Below are 17,576 nucleotides of genomic sequence, written 5' to 3' on the forward strand. Positions count from 1 at the left end.
ACCATGGCCTCTCGACCTTTGGGCGTCAGGGGGGCATTCTTGTGGGTGTCCATTCGGTTCTCCGCGAATCGCTGGTGGTTTGGCGACTTCAGAGTTCCCGGTCAGGGCCGAATGGACAACCTCCTGAAAGCCCACAGCTAGACACGAACCTCAGGCACGTCAGTTTCGGACTGATCGGAGTTTCAGAATTCTGCCAGATTCGATTTCAGAAAGGTTGCCTATCCCATTGATCGTCTATATTAATCCCGGCCCGGTGGGGCCACGTGGCGGAGTGGTTACGCAGCGGTCTGCAAAACCGTTTACACCAGTTCAATTCTGGTCGTGGCCTCCATCAAATCAACGACTTAGCTGCGAAGTCCGCTGTCGCCGTTGAGCTTCCGGCGCCGCCTATCCGTCATATCCTTTGGGATTTTGGCTCTGCCACCGCCAGTGATCCCTGCACATGGTTTCGATATCTCTGGCCGCTCGCCATCCGCCAAGATATTTCGCTGCGCGGTCTGTCGCCGCATAACAGGACGCGACATCGCCGGAGCGGCGCGGCCGCAGCTCATAGGGAATTGATTTCCCGCTCGCTTGCTCGAACGCCTTAACGACCTCGAGCACGCTGTTCCCTCTTCCCGTTCCCAGGTTGACGGCAAAGCAGCCGGCCTGGTCGATCGTCTTCAGCGCAGCCACATGTCCCTGGGCCAGATCGACGACGTGGATGTAATCCCGCACTCCCGTTCCGTCCGGCGTATCGTAATCGCTGCCCCAGACGTTCAGTCGATCGCGTCGCCCGACCGCGACCTGGGCCACGAACGGCAGGAGATTGTTCGGCACACCCTTCGGATCTTCGCCGATCAGGCCGCTTTCATGCGCGCCGATGGGATTGAAGTAGCGAAGGATGCCGACGCTCCAGGTGGAATCGCTGGCAACGAGGTCGCGCAGCATTTCCTCGACGACTAGCTTGGTGCGGCCGTAGGGATTGACCGGATTGAGCGGGTGATCCTCGGTGTAGGGCAGAAACTTCGGGTCGCCATAGACGGTTGCCGACGACGAGAAGATGATGCGCTTGACGCCCCTTGTCCGCATGGCGCGCAACAGCCGGTGCGTCCCGATGATATTGTTGTCGTAGTAGTCGAGCGGCGATTTAACGGAATCGAGAACGGCTTTCAGGCCGGCGAAATGGATGACGGCCGTGCAACCGAAATCCTTCAATGTCTTCTCGAGAACCGCCTGGTCACGAATGTCGCCCTCGACAACGGCGAACGGCTTTCGGCAGATCTGCCGGACGCGTTCGAGTGACGTGCGGCTGCTGTTGGCGAAGTTGTCGAGAACCACGATCTCGTGGCCGGCATTGAGAAGCTCGACGCAGGTATGAGAGCCGATATATCCGGCGCCGCCGGTCACCAAGATCATGGTCTCTCCTCATGCTTACTTGTTCGGGTGTGTGCGCTGGAATCGGATCGCTAACCTATCCGAACACATGCCCGATGAGCGATTCCCGGTCTGAACGTCAATAATGCAACCTTAAGGCCGGGCTGCCGGCGGCCTATGGAGCATGCTAACGCCTGCGACGGCGAAAATCCCGTTTGGGCCGCTTCGGCGCCAGCTTGGGCTGCTCTTCCTGGACCTCCCGGTATCTTTTCAGCATTTGTGCGAAGCTGGCGTTCAGGGTCTCGGCGATCTCGGGGCGGTTTTCGAGGCGGGAAAGAACCAGCGCCGCCGCCTCGATGGTCGAAAGCCCGTCGCGGCGTGGCTCCCGGCGAAGCTGCCCATACCGCGATGGGTGCGAGGGCCCGAGGATCAGGCGCTGGCATTTCAGCATCCACGGATTGCGCCACCACAGCGCCTTGGCCTGGCTCCAGGTACCATCAAGCAGCACTACCCCTTCGATATCAGCCAGGATCGCGCGCTGGCCCTGCTCCAGTTCGCCCTTGCGATTGATGGCGACGACCTCGTTCGTCGTGTCGAGATCGGCAGCTTTCGCAGACCCCAGATAGAGCACTGCCCAGCGGGATGGATCGGCAACGGTCCGTCCCAACGCCCTGGAAAGGCTGGGCCAGGAGAGACCGATTTTCAGGACGGCTCTATCAAAGTGCATCGCCGTCAGGCGGGCCGTACCGAGAGCCCGGTCCTGCTCCTGCGGATGCTGCAAGATCAAGAGGTCGATGCGGCTTTCGATCGGCCTGACGTCCTCACAGACGCATAGAGGCTTCGGCTTGCGGCAATGCGGGCATTCAGGCACCGCAGAAGCCGCGGGGATGCCATCTTCGGCCTCGGGGGGGCTGGACATGGGCCTGCTATACGCTTGGCGGTCACCTGCTTCAACGATCGATGGATGACCTTCCTCGTCTGCCCATCGCATCGGCCCGGTGTCCACGGTCCTCGACGCCTGGTGCCCCTCCTCCCGAAACCTTCGAAACGGGATCCCGTATCTGGAATGGCGTCAAAGGCGAGGAAGCGAATGCGCATTGCAGTGGTTGGGACGGGAATTGCCGGCAATGCCGCTGCATGGGCCTTGTCGAAGCGTTATCCAGTAACGGTATACGAGCGCGAAATCCGGCCCGGCGGGCACAGCCACACGGTCAACGTCGATTATGACGGGACTCAGATCGCCGTCGACATCGGCTTCATCGTTTACAACGAGCCGAACTACCCGGATCTGACGGCGCTGTTCGATCATTTGGGAGTTGACACCCGCCAGAGCCAGATGAGCTTCGCTGTGAGCGCCGATGGCGGCCGCTTCGAATGGAAGGGCGGCGGCGACACCTCGTGGCAAACGATGATGGGCCTGTTTGCGCAGCCGCAAAACCTGCTCTCCCCGACCTACCTGTGGATGCTGCGCGATATTCTGACCTTCAACCGCAAGAGCGTCGAAGACTATGCCGCTGGCCGGCTTGCCGGGATCACCCTCGGCGAATACTTCCGTCAGGCAAGATACTCGCCGCGATTGCTGTTGGATTATCTCGCTCCGATGGGCGCTGCGATCTGGTCTACGCCCGCTCGGGACATGCTGGATTTTCCCGCCGAAAACTTCGTGGCGTTTTTCAGCAACCACTGCCTGTTGCAACATCGCCGGCCGGTCTGGCGGACCGTCAAAGGCGGCAGCCGAAACTACGTGGAGAAGCTGACGGCTGCGTTTCGGGATCGCATTCGTCTGGGCTGTGCGGTCACCTCCATTCACCGGACGGCGCGAGGTGTCATCATCAACGACAGCCATGGCGGAAGCGAAAGCTACGACCACGTCGTGATCGCTGCGCACAGCGACCAGGCGCTCAAGATGCTGTCCGACGCGGACGACCACGAGCGCTCGATATTGGGGGCCATCGCTTATTCGCCCAACAGGGTTTACCTCCACCGCGACGTAAGGCTCATGCCGCGCCGGCGCCGCGTATGGGCGTCCTGGAATTTTCTACGCTGGCCGCGCCAGCGAACGGCTCTCAACGACGTCGCCGTCACCTATTGGATGAACGAGCTCCAGGAAATCGACAAGGACAAACCGCTGTTCGTCAGCCTGAATCCCCCTTTCGAGCCCGACCCCAGCCTTACCTTCGGCCAGTATCTCTGCGAACATCCGCAATATGACGCCGCTGCCTTTGCCGCCCAAAAGCGCCTGGAGAGCATTCAGGGAAAACGGCACACCTGGTTTTGCGGCGCCTGGACTGGGTACGGATTCCATGAGGATGGAATACGATCAGGATTGGCCATCGCAGGAGCCTTGGGCGCCACGGCGCCGTGGCGCGAGGCGCCTGCCGAACTAGCGGAAGCCGCGGAGTAAGCAATTGAGAAACCCCAACGTCAGGACGACCGAAATCGAAGGCGACGCCGCTGCGCTTTACGTTGGCAAGGTCATGCATGCCCGCCTCAAGCCGGTCGGACATCGCTTCAGCTATCGCGTGATGAGCCTGTTGATCGACCTCGACCGGCTTGACGTTGCCGACCGCCAGACGGCCTTGTTCGGCGTCAACCGTCGGGCGCTTTACAGCTTCCACGAGGCTGACCATGGCGAGCGCGATGGCTCATCCTTGCGTGACTATGTGCAGCGCCGCGCTACCGAACACGGGATCGATCTGACGGGCGGGCGGGTGTCGTTGCTCTGCTATCCGCGCCTGCTTGGCTACGCCTTCAATCCGCTGTCGGTTTATTTCTGCCGCCAGGCGAACGGGCAGCTTGCTCTCGTGATCTACGAAGTCCGCAATACGTTCGGCGATATCCATGCCTACGTGTTGCCGGTGAGGAAGGGAAACGTCAGCCCGGCCGGCATCCGCCAGGAGCAGGACAAGCGATTGTACGTATCTCCGTTCATCCAGATGGCGATGCGCTACCATTTCAGACTGGTCGCACCGGAGGAGCAGGTCAAACTGCGCATACTCGAAACCGACCGGGACGGACCGCTTCTTTCGGCAACCTTCAATGGTAGACGTCGGCCCCTTACGACCAGGGAGTTGCTGCGCTCGTTCTTTTCGCTGCCGGCCGTCACCGTCAAGATCATTGCCGCCATTCACTGGGAGGCACTGCGGCTCTGGTGGAAGGGGGTACGGTTTGTGCCGCGCCGCAGCGAGCAGCCCGATACAAGCTTGGCGACCGGCCCGCGCGATGATTATACTTCGACCGTAACGTCTGCCCACGGGAGAAAGTAAGCCAGGTCGGTCGGCTATGTCCGAGGTGATTCCGGTCACGTCCGAAACGTTGGATCGCTTGCCTGCGGACCTGCCCCGCATGGTACGTCTCGCGCTCGGCTATGGTGCGCGACTGCGATACGGTTCGCTCGAAGTAACCTTGCCCGACGCCCGCACCGTCAGACTAGGCGATAACGGGCCGGGGCCGGCCGCCGCCATGAGGGTCCACGGTTATGGCTTTGCGTCGCGGCTCCTTCGCGGCGGCGACATTGGCATTGCCGAGGCCTACCTACGCGGCGAATGGGACACACCCGACCTCACCCAATTTCTCTACCTGTTCTGCGTGAATCAGGACTGGATGCGGTCCATGCTCGTCGGCAAGCCGATGGTGCGCGCATTCCAGATCGTCCGCCACTGGTTCAACCGAAACACCAGGCGCCAGGCGCGGCGCAACATCTACAGGCACTACGATATCGGAAACGCTTTCTATTCGTCATGGCTCGACCCGAGCATGACCTACTCCTCGGCGCTATTTGAGGAACACACGGCCGACCTGACCGCTGCCCAAAACAACAAGTACCGGCGACTGGCGGAAGCGATCGACCTCAGGCCGGGTCAAAAGCTGCTGGAGATCGGCTGCGGCTGGGGCGGGTTCGCCGAATATGCCGCAAAAGCCCTGGGCGCGAAGGTCGTCGGACTCACCATCAGCAAGGAGCAGCGCGATTTTGCTCGAGCCCGCATCCAGGCCGCCGGCCTCAACGATCATGTCGAGATCAGGTTGCAGGATTACCGCGACGAGCGCGATCACTATGATCGCATTGCTTCGATCGAAATGATCGAGGCCGTGGGCGAGGAATTCTGGCCGCGCTATTTTTCGCAATTGCGTGACCGGCTGCTTCCTGGTGGCCTCGCCGGTATCCAGGCCATCACCATCCAGGACAGCCTGTTCCAGACCTATCGCCGCGAAGTCGATTTCATTCAGCGTTATATTTTTCCGGGTGGCATGCTCCCCTCGCCGCAGGTTCTCAAAGCCCTCGGGGAGCGTTTTGGTGTCCCCGTCATTCGCGAGCGCATTTTCGGGCAAGATTATGCCAAGACGCTTGTGGCCTGGCGAAATAACTTCCGCAGCGCCTGGCCGAGCCTCACTCCGCTCGGCTTCGACGAACGGTTTCGCAGGCTATGGGAATATTATCTTGCCTACTGCGAGGCTGGCTTTTTGTCGGGGAATATCGACGTACGCCAGGTCGTGTTCGCCAAAAACAGCTAAGCCGCAGCACAAATCAGCTGCACAACCGGGCTTCCACTTTCACGGCCCGCGCTCTACTGTCCGTCTTCCATAGCTCGATTTCGGACATATCTAGCGCGCATGAAAATCAATAACGACGTCATCGAAGCCATCGGCAACACGCCACTGATCAAGCTGAAGCGGGCTTCGGAGCTGACCGGCTGTACCATCCTTGGCAAGGCCGAATTCATGAATCCCGGCCAATCCGTGAAAGATCGCGCCGGAAAATGGATGATCCTCGAAGCTGAAAAGCGCGGTGAACTCAAGCCGGGCGGCTTGGTGGTCGAGGCAACCGCCGGCAATACCGGCATCGGGTTGGCTGTCGTTGCAAGCGCACGCGGATATCGGACCCTGATCGTCATTCCGGAAACGCAGAGCCAGGAAAAGAAGGACATGTTGCGGCTCTGCGGCGCAGAACTCGTCGAGGTGCCGGCGCTGCCCTATTCCAATCCGAACAACTATCAGCACATCGGACGGCGGCTCGCCGATCAGTTGCGCGCGCACGAGCCGAATGGCGTCCTGTTCGCCGACCAGTGGAACAATCTCGATAACGCCAAGGCGCACTACGAATCGACGGGTCCCGAGATCTGGGAGCAGACCGGCGGCCAGGTAGACGGCTTCATCTGCTCGGTCGGATCGGGCGGCACGCTCGCCGGAACGAGCCGGTTTCTGAAAGAGAAGAACAAGGGCATTGTCATCGGCTGCGCCGACCCGCATGGCGCTGCGATGTACGAGTTGTTCAAGCACGGCCAGGCCAAGTCCACGCCCGGCGGATCAATCACCGAAGGCATCGGCCTCGGCCGCGTCACCGCCATCATCGAGCAGGCCAAGGTCGACGAAGCCTATTTGATACCCGATGAAGAAGCCGTCCCCGTCATCTATGAATTGCTGGAGCACGAAGGCCTTTGCCTTGGCGGCTCGACCGGCATCAATGTGGCCGGCGCGATCCGGCTCGCCGAACAGCTCGGACCAGGCAAGACGATCGTCACGATCCTTTGCGATTCCGGAAACCGCTATCAATCGAAGCTTTTCAATCCGGATTTCATGCGCTCGAAAAACCTGCCGGTGCCGGCGTGGTTGGAGAAACGCAACAAGATCGACGTTCCGTTTGCGTGATTGGCGAGTAGCGAATTGCGAGCAGCGAATAGAAGCGCGAGCCTCCACTCGCTACTCCCTATTCGCCGTTCGCCTATCGCAGGATCTGGCTGAGGAAAAGCTTGGTCCGCGCGTGCTGCGGATTGGCGAAGAAGTTCTCCGGCGTGTTGGTCTCGATGATCTGACCGGCATCCATGAAAACGACGCGATTGGCGACTTCCCGCGCGAATCCCATTTCATGGGTAACAACGAGCATGGTCATGCCCTCCCTGGCGAGGTCGACCATGGTGTCGAGCACCTCCTTGACCATTTCCGGATCGAGCGACGAGGTCGGCTCGTCGAATAACATCACTTTCGGATTCATGGTCAGCGCGCGGGCAATCGCCACGCGTTGCTGCTGACCGCCGGATAGCTGGGCCGGATACTTGCTGGCCTGATGCGGGATCTTGACCCGTTCCAGATATTTCATGGCCGCTGCATCGGCGTCTTTTTTCGGCATATGCCGAACCCAGATCGGCGCGAGCGTGCAGTTCTCCAGCACTGTCAGATGCGGAAACAGGTTGAAGCTTTGGAATACCATTCCGACTTCGCGCCGGACCTCGTCGACCCGCCTCAGTTGCGGCCCCAGCTCGATGCCGTCGACAATGATCCGGCCTTCCTGAAACTCCTCGAGTGCGTTGATGCAGCGGATGAATGTTGACTTTCCGGAGCCGGACGGGCCGCAAATCACGATGCGTTCGCCCTTCGCCACCTCGACATCGATATCGCGCAAGACGTGAAAGTCGCCAAACCACTTGTTGAGCCCTGCGATACCGACGATCGGATCTGTGGTCATGACGTTTTCCCGGTTACTTTCGGTGAGCATTCAGCCTGTTCTCGACGAACAGCGAGTAGCGGGACATTCCAAAGCAGAAGGCGAAATAGATCATCCCGGCAAAGGCGAAACCCGTGAACAGCGTCGTCGGCGTCGCCCAGACCGGATCGGCGAAGGCTGCATGCACCTGGCCCAGGAGATCGAACAGCGCCACGGTCGATACCAGCGACGTGTCCTTGAATTGACCGATGAAGCTGTTGACGATTCCTGGAATGGAGTCGCGGAGCGCCTGCGGCAACACGATCAGCCCGGTGGTTTGCCACCCCGCAAGCCCAACCGCGTTCGCAGCTTCGCTTTGTCCGCGCGGGATCGCCTGTAGTCCGCCCCGGATGACCTCGGCCATATAGGCGCCCGAAAACAGCGCGATACCGATCAACGCGCGGACCAGACCGTCGATCTTGAAGTGTCCCGGCAGAAACAGCGGCAGCATGTAGGTGGCGAAGAACAGCACGGTGATCAGGGGAACGCCGCGCCAGATTTCGATAAAGCCGATCGAAGAAAAGCGGATCAAAGGGATTGTCGAGCGGCGGCCGAGCGCCAGCGCAATCCCGATCGGCATCGAGGTGACGATGCCGGTGACCGCGACAACCATCGTCACCAGAAAGCCGCCCCAGAGACCAGTGTCGACAATGGGAAATCCACCACTGTCGAGACCCATCACAGCGACCACGAGGCCAATACCTGCAAATGTCGCGGCGCTGCCGAGCAACATGCGCCATCCGCTGCGAACGCCTCCGCTCAGCAAGAACAGGATGAGCGACGCGATCGCCGCCGTAGCCGCGAAGTCGACCCACATCGGGCGGGAGGAGCCTTGAACTTGACCGTTCAGCCGAACCAGCGGCCAAATCAAAAAGGAGACAGCCGTTCCAAGCAGCGCCACGAGTTGACCTAGTAATTGCAGCAGCGGCCCGACAACGGCCGTCGCCTCGCCAGCCTTGGTCAGAGCCGCCCCGAGATCGCCGATGCCGTCGGCAAACCCCGTTAGCAGGCCAGTTAGCCCGCTGATGCCCATGCCGTCCAATCCGCCGCCGTGCAACAAGAAGAACGCAACGACCGGAAAGGCGACAAAGAACAGGCCCGCATTGAGCCCCTTGGCCGGTAGCCGCGGGATCAACAGCGGCAGCAGCAGAATGGCGCCGAGAAAGAAGGTCAGATTGACCCGCCAGCGCTCCGGTTCGGGATAAAAGCCGTAGATGAACTGGGTGAATCTCGCCTCAATGAATGGCCAGCAAGCTCCGACGGGATGTCCGACCTTGTCGGCAAGGCAGGCGGTGCGGTCCTTCCCGATCCAGACCGCGTCGACCAACAGAAACTCAATGGTCGGGACGATGGTGACCCAAAGCAGAAGAAGGCAAGCGACCGTGAGCAGGATGTTGGTTGGCGAATTGAACAAACGTGCGCGCAAAAAGCCGGTCAGCCCCACGATTTCGACCGGTGCGGCTCTCTCAGGAATGAGCTCGCGACGAACGAATGAGGCAGCCGTGGCGGAATCGCTCATGCGCCCATGCTCCGGCCGATCCGCCAATTGTAGAAGCCCATGATGGCGCTCGTGACCAGCGAAATCAGGAGATAGACCCCCATCGTGATGCCGATGATTTCGATGGCCTGCCCGGTCTGGTTCAGCGACGTGCCGGCGAATACCGAGACCAGGTCCGGATACCCGATCGCTACCGCGAGAGAGGAATTCTTGGTGAGGTTGAGATACTGGTTGGTCAGCGGCGGGAGAATGACGCGCAGCGCCTGTGGCACCACGATCAACCGCAAGGTGGCGCCTCGCGAGAGCCCAAGCGACGAACCCGCTTCCATCTGCCCTTTGTGGACCGCCAGGATTCCCCCGCGCACCACCTCGGCGATGAAAGCGCCGGTGTAGGTCGACAGCGCCACCGTCAGCGCCACAAATTCCGGAATGACCCGCGATCCACCGGCAAAGTTGAACCCCCTGAGCTTCGGTATTTCAAAGCCAAAGGGAACACCAAACAGCAGCGCGGCAAGCAGCGGCAGTCCAATCAGCATGCCGACGATGGTGGGCCAGATCCTCATGATTCGGCCGGACTGAAACAACTGCCGGCGCGCATAGAATCTCAGCAACAACGAAGCGGCTATCGCCAGCAGCAGCGCGGCGATGACGGCTTCCAATCCCGGCTGCGGAATAGGCGTTGGAACGACGAGGCCTCGATTGGAAAGAAAAATGACGCCGAACAACGAAATGCTTTGCCGGGGAGACGGCAGCGCGCCGAGCACGGCGAGATACCAGAACAGGATCTGGAACAAGAGCGGAATGTTGCGCAGCAGTTCGACATAGCCGCCGGAAATTCGCGAGAGCAGCCAGTTCGGCGATAGCCGGCCCAACCCGACCAGGAATCCGATCAAGGTTGCGAAGAAAATACCGATGATCGAAACGAGCAGCGTGTTGAGCAGGCCGACAACGAACACCCGCGCATAAGTATCTGACTGGGAATAGGGAATCAGGGTCTGATTGACGTCAAAGCCCGCGTTGTTGGTCAGAAACCCAAATCCAGCCGCAATCCGCTGCGTCTCCAGGTTGGTCCGGACGTTGTCGACAACGGCGTAAATAATCCAGGCAACCAGGATCACAAACAGGAGTTGAAGAACAAACCCCTTCCAGCCCGCACCTCCCCCGAGCGCCCGCTGCAATCTTGCGGCCAGTTGCCGCGGCGGAGGTCGTGCGTCGGTACCCATCGCTGCCGCGATCTATCGAAATCAGCGGATCGGCGGCGCGTATTGAATTCCACCCTTGTTCCAGAGTTGATTGAGACCGCGGGCGATCCCAAGCGGCGAGCCCGCGCCGACGTTGCGATCGAAGGTCTCGCCGTAATTGCCGACGACCTTGATGATCCGAACCACCCAATCCTTGGTCAGGCCAAGCTGTTCGCCGAAATTGCCATCGGTCCCCAGCACCCGTTTTACTTCCGGCTTGTCCGATTTGACCATCTCGTCGACGTTTCTTTGGGTGATCCCAAGCTCTTCGGAATCGACCATGGCGAACAACACCCATTTCACGATGTCGAACCATTGATCGTCGCCATGGCGGACCATCGGGCCGAGCGGCTCTTTCGAGATGATCTCCGGAAGCACGACGTGATCGGCGGGATTGGTCATCTTCAGGCGATAGGCATAGAGACCCGACGCATCGGTCGTGAAAGCATCGCAGCGCCCGGACTCATAGGCTTTGACGGTCTCGTCTGCGCCGGCGAAAGCCACCACCTCATATTTCATATTGTTGCTTTTGAAGAAGTCGGCGAGATTCTGTTCGGTCGTGGTGCCGGTCTGCACGCAGACTGAGGCACTGTTCAGTTCAAGCGCCGAATTAACTTTCAGCGACTTCTTCACCATGAAGCCCTGCCCGTCGTAATATGTCACGCCGGTAAAATTCGCACCGAGCGTGGTGTCGCGCGAGAGCGTCCAGGTCGTGTTACGCGACAGCAGGTCGATTTCGCCGGATTGCAGGGCGGTGAAACGGTCCTTGGCGGACAACGGCACGTATTTGACTTTGGTCGGATCGTTGAAAATGGCGGCAGCAACCGCACGGCAGACATCCACGTCAATTCCGGTCCAGTTGCCCTTGTCGTCGGGCGCCGAAAAGCCGGGCAAGCCCTGGCTCACGCCGCAGGTCAGCATGCCCCGGTCCTTGACCGTCTTGAGCGTCTGGGCAGTCGCAGGCACGGAAAAGCCCGCGGCGAGAGCAAGGGCAAGGACAACAGAAACGCGTTTCATGGCGAGCCTTTCGAAGGTCTTCCGGGAACGATGGTGCTTCGACGCAAAGCGAGGCGGGCCAGCCATCCGTCACCGCAAATGCCGACCCGAACGAGCAATTTATGCTGCATATTCCGGTTCGTAGGCGAAGCGACGGTCGCGGCAGGCCCCTCAACGCTGCGGCGATTTGCAACCCATATCACAGAACGACTGGCGCGCCGGGTCAAGGGGTTGACGCCGATCTTCCTTGCCCTGCTATTAACCACTCGGCCGCCTTTGGCTGCTTCGCAACCGCGTGACGCAGCCGGATTGCCGCGAAGGAGACAGCAAAAAACATGAGCACCGGCGACGACGACAGGACAATGCCCCTGAAAACCGAAACGGCGCTGGTGACGGCGGGCCGCGACACCAAGGCACAGAAGGGATTCGTCAATCCACCGGTCGTCCACGGTTCCACCGTGCTCTATCCGACCGCAGAAGATCTTCACGCCCATCGAGGCGAGTTCCGGTACGGCCGCCACGGCACCCCGACGACCAAGGCGCTCCAGCAGACGCTGATGGCACTGGAAGGCCCCCAATGCGCTGGCGTGGGTATTGCGCCCTCTGGTCTCGCCGCGATCGCCACGGCCCTGCTCGCGATACTCAAGGCGGGCGACCATCTTCTGGTCTGCGACAACGTCTATCGGCCCTCGCGGAATTTCTGCAATGGCATGCTGGCGCGCTATGGGGTCGAAACCACCTATTTCGATCCGTTGATCGGCTCGGGTGTCGCGGGCCTGTTCAAGCCGAACACGAAGGCCGTGCTGATCGAAGCGCCGGGCTCGCAGTCCTTCGAGATGCCTGACATTCCCGCCATTGCGTCGGCTGCGCATGCGCGCGGGGCGCTAGTCATCGACGACAATACCTGGGCGACCCCGCTGTTTCACCGCTCCCTGGAGCACGGCGTCGATATCAGCATCCAGGCCGCCACCAAATATATCGGCGGGCACTCCGACATCATGTTCGGAACGATTTCGGCTAACGCCAGGACATGGCCGTCGATTTTCGACGCGATCCAGTTGCTTGGCACCTGCGCTGGCCCCGATGACGTCTTCCTCGCGATCCGCGGTTTGCGGACGCTGGCGGTACGGCTCGCACAGCACCACCGCTCGGGGCTGGAGATGGCGCAATGGCTTGCCAAGCGGCCCGAGGTCTTGCGTGTGCTGCATCCGGCGCTCGAGAACGATCCCGGTCATGCGATCTGGAAGCGCGATTTCACCGGGGCGTCAGGGTTGTTCGGCATTGTCCTGAAGCCGGTCCCGCAGGCGTCGGTCGATGCCATGCTCAATTCTCTCAAACTGTTCGGCATGGGCTATTCGTGGGGCGGCTTCGAAAGCCTCATCATTCCGTTCGATTGTACAAGCTATCGTACGGCAACCCCGTGGGCACCGGGCGGTCCGACGTTGAGATTGCACATTGGCCTTGAGAACGTCGAGGATCTCAAGGCTGATCTTGCTCGCGGGTTGGAGATCTTGACCGCGACCTAATGATCCAGCGTCTCCGATCCCTTCGCGTGGTTCTTGAAGATCAGCATCAGGTTGCGGATATAGATGATATTCGAGGCCAATTGTCCGATGATGATGACCGGCTCGCGCTTGACCAGGCCATAGATCAGCGTCAACAGCCCGCCGCCGATCGAGAAAAACCAGAACGCCAGCGGCACGACGCTCTTACGGGCTCGCTCGCTTGCGATCCACTGCACGAGGAAGCGCGCGGCAAAGGCAAGTTGCGCTATCAGGCCGAAGGCCAGCCAGAAGTCGAACTTGGCGACAAAGATGTCGTAGATGTAATTGCCGAGGGCCTGCCCGTACTGGATTAGCATCACTTCACCTCAGTCACGTCGGGCGTCGGCTTCTTGCGGCGGATCAGCCACCGCACGCCTGCAAGGTCCATGATTCCGATCCATAGCCGGTCGAAAAAGCCATAGTTTGACACGCCCGAATGCCTTGGACGGTCGATCACGTCGACATAGGCGATGCCGTATCCCTCGCGGCGCACCAGCGCCGGCAGGAAGCGGTGCAGGCCGTCGAAATAAGGCAATGCCAGAAACACCTCGCGCCGGAACGCTTTCAGACCGCATCCGGTGTCGCGGGTCCCATCGCGAAGGATTGCGCTGCGCACCCCGTTGGCGATGCGCGATTGGAGCTTCTTGAAGCCGGTGTCCTTGCGCCCTACCCTTTGACCGGCCGCAAGACCTATGCGTTCGCCGCCTTGTTCGATGGCCGAAATCAGGGCCGGCAGAAAGGACGGATTGTTCTGCCCGTCGCCATCCAGCGTCGCGATAATCGCGCCTCGCGCGGCGCGAACGCCGCTGCGTACCGCCGCCGATTGTCCGGCGGAGACCGCATGGCGCAGCTGGCGCAAATTTTGGCGTTCTTTCATAAGCGCTATCAGCCGATCCGCGGTCGCGTCGGTCGAACCGTCGTTGACATAGATGATTTCATAGTTCCAACGGCCATTGAGCGCGGCGGCAATTTCCGTAATCAGCGGTGCAATATTGTCGGCCTCGTTGCGCACGGGCACAACGATGGAGACGGCAATAGCGGCAGTGTCGGAAGGAGGCAAATCTCACCCGTTAGCGTTGGACGGCGGTCGTCCGATGGTCGGTTCTTATGAGGCTGATGGCTTGGCGGCAACCTTTTTGACGGGCCCTTCAGGCAGGGGCGAAATGATACCAGCCTCGCTGATCGCAAATCCGAGCGCGCGCGCGGCGAACCAATAGCGGACGCACATAGCGCCGATCAATCCGATCGCAGCACCCGCCACCACGTCGCTTGGATGGTGGGCCAGAAGCACAAGGCGGGTAAACACGATGATGAGCGCATAAGCGGCCATTACCCCCCGCATCCGGGGCCAGATCGCAGCAATCGCGAACGCCAGCGCAAAGGCTGTAATGGAATGGGCGGATGGGAAACTCGCATGCGCTGCGGTTCCGGCGAACGGGACGAAGTTAAAGGGATTGACCTCGCCTCCGACGAATGGGCGTCCCCGCCCGGCGATCCATTTCACGAGTTCGCCAAAGACAAGCGGCCCCGCAAGCGCCAGCCAGATAAATTGCAGGCGCAAACCGGCCGTCGCCAGCCGGCGCCGCGTCGACCCATGCGTCGCAGGCGCCACGAGCGCCACGGCAACCAGCAGAAACGTCACCAGCAACAGAACGTACGTGTCCTTGCCAAAATCGGTCAAAATCCGGAATGGCCAGAGGCCCGGCGTGCCGCGGGGCGGCATCAACGCAATTTCACGCGCATCGGCCCAGATCATCAGCGCGACAACGAGCATTGCAGCGATGACGGCCGTCGTCAGGACGTTGCGCGAAAGCCGCCGCGCGCCCTCGGAGCGGTGTGCTTGCGACGGCGGGCGCACCAATTGCGCGGCCCAGATCGAAACGACCAGAACAAGGCGCGCAAAATAGCCCAAGGATGCGTCGACACCGGTCTGGCTCGACATCTTAGTCGGTGCCTTCGGAGCGGAAGATCGCGATCGAAATCGGCCGCCCCTGCGAGATATTGTAGCCCTCGATGCGCGTGGCTACGTCGTAGCGCAGGCCGATCGCCTCGGCGCGTTGGGCAAAGTTGCGTTCCGCGCGCTGCTCAATCAGGGCGAACCGGCAGCTACCTTGGGCGAGAAAATCGGCCGCGCCTGATCCGTCCGTCAGCAGCGTCGACGTTCCCGTCATGAAGACAAGGCTTGGTTCGTGAAAGCCTGCTGCCGCAGCCTTCGGCCCAACGCAAGCGACGTTGCGAAGCGCCCGCGCGATCTCTGCGCTGGGAAACAGGGGCGTCAATGCCGGCACCACGACGCCGTAAATGGCAAAGGCAAGAAACAGCGCGGACACGACCGCGTTCAGCAATGAGCGTTCGGCGCGGCTGTCGTCATAGAGCCACCACGCAAACAACCCGAAGATCAGCGCGGCGGCCACGAAGGGCCATGCCAGGAACACCGGCTGGCGCGTCAAAGTAACGGCACCGACAACGGCGGCGAGCGATGCAAGTGCGGGAATGGCAAACCACCATGCCGCCCCACTGGTGAGCCACGAGCGCGACAACACACGCCGTTCGAGCGCACCGACGGTGAGGATCGCGATCGCCGGATAGAGCGGCAGGACGTAGTGCGGCAGCTTGGTCAGCACCACCTCGAAAACAATCCATGACGGAACCAGCCAGGCGAGCAGAAATTGCGCGCCCGGTTCTCGTCTCGCCCGCCAGACGGCCGGCGCCGCCATTGCCGCAAGCGGCGCGCCCGGCCAGAACGTCAGCCAGAACAGCAGCAGATAGAGACCGGGTGGCATCCCGTGCGATTCCTGCGCCGCAAGCTTGCTCAGCATGTCGCCGCCGATTGAATCGGCGAAAAACGCATCGCCCGCGCGCCAGAAAATCGCGACAAACCACGGGAGGACAAGAAGGAGAAGCCAGATCAGGCCCCACACCGGCCGCAGCCGCGAAAGCCATGCCGCCGAGCGGTCCAGAAAGGCGAGCGTCACGATCGCCAGACCGACGAACATCAGGATCAGCGGGCCTTTGATGAGAATTCCGCCAGCAAGCGCCGTCCAGAAAATCGCGGGCCATGACCACGGCGGACGATCATCCTCGCCGTGCTGCCAGGACATGTAGGCCCGCGCCAAGGCGCCCATCGCCGCCACGACGGTCAACAACAGCATCGCGTCGGTCTTGGCGAGGCGCGCTTCGACGTTGAGCAGCACCGAACTCGCCATAATGAGGGCAGCCAGGATGGCGGCACGCTTGCTAACAAAGGCCAGCGCCGTCCAGTAGGTCAGAAGCACCGCACCGAGCGCGCCGATCAGCGACGGCACGCGGTAAACCCAGATGCGCAGCTGAGCGCGCGGCAAGCCCAGCACAGAGGCGGTTTTGACCGCGGCCGCCTGCATCCAGTAGATGCCGACCGGCTTCTTGTAGCGCACGTCGTCCTGAAAGCGGATGTCGACGAAATCGCCGCTTTCGACCATTTGCTTGGTCGCCTGCGCAAAACGCGCTTCATCGCGGTCGATGGGCGGAATGCTGAAGAAGCCGGGCAGAAACAACAGGAAGCCGCACAGAAGCAGAAACACCACTGATCGCACGTGGCTCGCGGCCGCGAAATCCAGGAGATCAACGAGCCGGCTGCCCCGATCAACCTTCTTTTGGGGCTCGCGCGGCTGTCCAAACCGGGGGCGTGCATAAGTATCGCTCATCGGTTCCGCATACGCTGAAAACTACGTTGCGACAACCGCTTAGCGAGCTATCTACTGAATTCTGATGACAACTGTGTCCGCCGCACCCTTGGCGTCGATAACAGTCAGTCTGGCGAAGCCCGGACCCGGTGAGTCGATCAGGCGCTGGCGGCGGCTGTCGAGTTCCCCGACCGAAACTCCGTTGACGAGCATTGTGATCGGAAGCGTGCCGCCTGCCACTTTTATGGGCATGGCGGCAGGTGCTCCACTCCCGCCCGACACATCGATCCGGGAACCATCGAGCGGGAACTGGATATGTGGCGCCCGCTCGCCATCGGTTCGAACCAGTTCACCCAACGGCCGATAGCGCCGCAACGGCAGCGGCAATTTGGCGTTACTCGCCACCAGCGTACCCTTGGGCGGTTTCGGCAAGGCGGCCGGCAATTTGCCGGTGCGGGCAAAGGAGTCGAACAGTATCGGCGCGGCCGCAGTTCGGCCGACGATTCCGGGAACCGGAGCACCATCGGGTCGACCGACCCATACGCCGATTGTCATCCGCCCATCGAAACCGATCGACCAAGCATCGCGATAGCCGTAGCTCGTCCCGGTCTTGAAGGCGATCCGGTTATGCACGCCATTCTCCGGCGGCGGCGTTCCCAACAAGACATTGCCGACCTGCCATGCGGCGACCTGGTCCAGTAATCGCTCCGGTTCCCTCTCCTCGCCCCGCCGGCTTTGGATCTCCAACAACGGCAGTGCGTTGCCGAGCCGAGCCAGCCCCGAATAGAGTGCCACGAGATC

At 61.0% G+C, this 17,576-nt stretch carries 15 protein-coding genes, 1 tRNA gene and 1 pseudogene; 6 read left to right on the plus strand and 11 right to left on the minus strand.

The annotated features are described in order from the left end of the window. Window positions 1-257: 257 nt before the first annotated feature. Window positions 258-331 (plus strand) — tRNA-Cys (locus tag M6D32_RS03415). Between the two features lie 56 nt (window positions 332-387). Here M6D32_RS03415 and galE read toward each other — a convergent pair. Together galE and M6D32_RS03425 are read right to left on the minus strand one after the other, a co-directional pair. Continuing rightward, the gene (galE, locus tag M6D32_RS03420) at window positions 388-1,398 is read right to left on the minus strand and encodes a UDP-glucose 4-epimerase GalE (protein WP_298253371.1); all 1,011 of its coding nucleotides are present in this window, start codon (window positions 1,396-1,398) and stop codon (window positions 388-390) included. Between the two features lie 145 nt (window positions 1,399-1,543). Beyond that, window positions 1,544-2,275, minus strand: a complete 732-nt coding sequence (locus M6D32_RS03425) for a tRNA-uridine aminocarboxypropyltransferase (protein WP_298253373.1) — start codon at window positions 2,273-2,275, stop codon at window positions 1,544-1,546. A gap of 171 nt (window positions 2,276-2,446) precedes the next feature. On the opposite strand from M6D32_RS03425, the gene M6D32_RS03430 reads away from it, so the two are divergent. The 4 genes from M6D32_RS03430 to M6D32_RS03445 all read left to right on the plus strand — a co-directional run bounded on the left by M6D32_RS03430 (window position 2,447) and on the right by M6D32_RS03445 (window position 7,002). Beyond that, window positions 2,447-3,760, plus strand: a complete 1,314-nt coding sequence (locus tag M6D32_RS03430; RefSeq protein ID WP_298253376.1) for an FAD-dependent oxidoreductase — start codon at window positions 2,447-2,449, stop codon at window positions 3,758-3,760. A 4-nt stretch (window positions 3,761-3,764) separates the two neighbouring features. Then, window positions 3,765-4,622, plus strand: a complete 858-nt coding sequence (locus M6D32_RS03435) for a DUF1365 domain-containing protein (RefSeq protein WP_298253377.1) — start codon at window positions 3,765-3,767, stop codon at window positions 4,620-4,622. Window positions 4,623-4,638: 16 nt separating this feature from the next. Further along, entirely contained in the window at window positions 4,639-5,868 is a 1,230-nt protein-coding gene (locus tag M6D32_RS03440; RefSeq protein ID WP_298253379.1) for a cyclopropane-fatty-acyl-phospholipid synthase family protein, read from the plus strand. Between the two features lie 99 nt (window positions 5,869-5,967). Further along, complete coding sequence (locus M6D32_RS03445; RefSeq protein ID WP_298253381.1) at window positions 5,968-7,002, plus strand: cysteine synthase A; 1,035 nt, start codon at window positions 5,968-5,970, stop codon at window positions 7,000-7,002. A gap of 73 nt (window positions 7,003-7,075) precedes the next feature. On the opposite strand, the gene M6D32_RS03450 is transcribed toward M6D32_RS03445, so the two are convergent. From M6D32_RS03450 to M6D32_RS03465, 4 genes are read right to left on the minus strand one after another with little or no spacing between them, the layout of a single operon-like run. Further along, complete coding sequence (locus tag M6D32_RS03450) at window positions 7,076-7,816, minus strand: amino acid ABC transporter ATP-binding protein (RefSeq protein ID WP_298253383.1); 741 nt, start codon at window positions 7,814-7,816, stop codon at window positions 7,076-7,078. Between the two features lie 13 nt (window positions 7,817-7,829). Beyond that, a complete protein-coding gene (locus tag M6D32_RS03455; RefSeq protein WP_298253385.1) occupies window positions 7,830-9,353 on the minus strand; it encodes an amino acid ABC transporter permease in 1,524 nt (507 codons plus the stop codon). Further along, window positions 9,350-10,555, minus strand: coding sequence for an ABC transporter permease subunit (locus tag M6D32_RS03460; protein WP_298253387.1), 1,206 nt, complete (start codon window positions 10,553-10,555; stop codon window positions 9,350-9,352). The genes M6D32_RS03455 and M6D32_RS03460 overlap by 4 nt, the downstream gene beginning before the upstream one ends. 21 nt (window positions 10,556-10,576) lie before the next feature. Next, window positions 10,577-11,590, minus strand: a complete 1,014-nt coding sequence (locus tag M6D32_RS03465) for an amino acid ABC transporter substrate-binding protein (RefSeq protein ID WP_298253389.1) — start codon at window positions 11,588-11,590, stop codon at window positions 10,577-10,579. Window positions 11,591-11,904: 314 nt separating this feature from the next. Between M6D32_RS03465 and metC the strand changes: the two genes are divergently transcribed. Next, a complete protein-coding gene (gene metC, locus M6D32_RS03470) occupies window positions 11,905-13,095 on the plus strand; it encodes a cystathionine beta-lyase (protein ID WP_298253391.1) in 1,191 nt (396 codons plus the stop codon). On the opposite strand, the gene M6D32_RS03475 is transcribed toward metC, so the two are convergent. From M6D32_RS03475 to M6D32_RS03495, 5 genes and pseudogenes are all read right to left on the minus strand, one after another. Further along, window positions 13,092-13,430 carry a lipid-A-disaccharide synthase N-terminal domain-containing protein gene (locus tag M6D32_RS03475; RefSeq protein ID WP_298253393.1) on the minus strand — a complete coding sequence of 113 codons (339 nt, stop codon included), beginning with the start codon at window positions 13,428-13,430 and terminating at the stop codon, window positions 13,092-13,094. The two genes, metC and M6D32_RS03475, sit on opposite strands and share 4 nt — an antisense overlap. Continuing rightward, window positions 13,430-14,173, minus strand: coding sequence for a glycosyltransferase family 2 protein (locus M6D32_RS03480; protein WP_298253395.1), 744 nt, complete (start codon window positions 14,171-14,173; stop codon window positions 13,430-13,432). Before M6D32_RS03480 ends, M6D32_RS03475 begins: the two co-directional genes overlap by 1 nt. A gap of 45 nt (window positions 14,174-14,218) precedes the next feature. Then, entirely contained in the window at window positions 14,219-15,055 is an 837-nt protein-coding gene (locus M6D32_RS03485) for a phosphatase PAP2 family protein (protein ID WP_298253397.1), read from the minus strand. A 1-nt stretch (window position 15,056) separates the two neighbouring features. Then, complete coding sequence (locus tag M6D32_RS03490; protein ID WP_298253399.1) at window positions 15,057-16,796, minus strand: glycosyltransferase family 39 protein; 1,740 nt, start codon at window positions 16,794-16,796, stop codon at window positions 15,057-15,059. Between the two features lie 51 nt (window positions 16,797-16,847). Next, a pseudogene (locus M6D32_RS03495) lies at window positions 16,848-17,576 on the minus strand (penicillin-binding protein 1C); the annotation flags it as partial.

The sequence above is a fragment of the Bradyrhizobium sp. genome (assembly GCF_027307225.1).
In the GTDB taxonomy this organism is placed as follows: Bacteria; Pseudomonadota; Alphaproteobacteria; order Rhizobiales; family Xanthobacteraceae; genus Bradyrhizobium.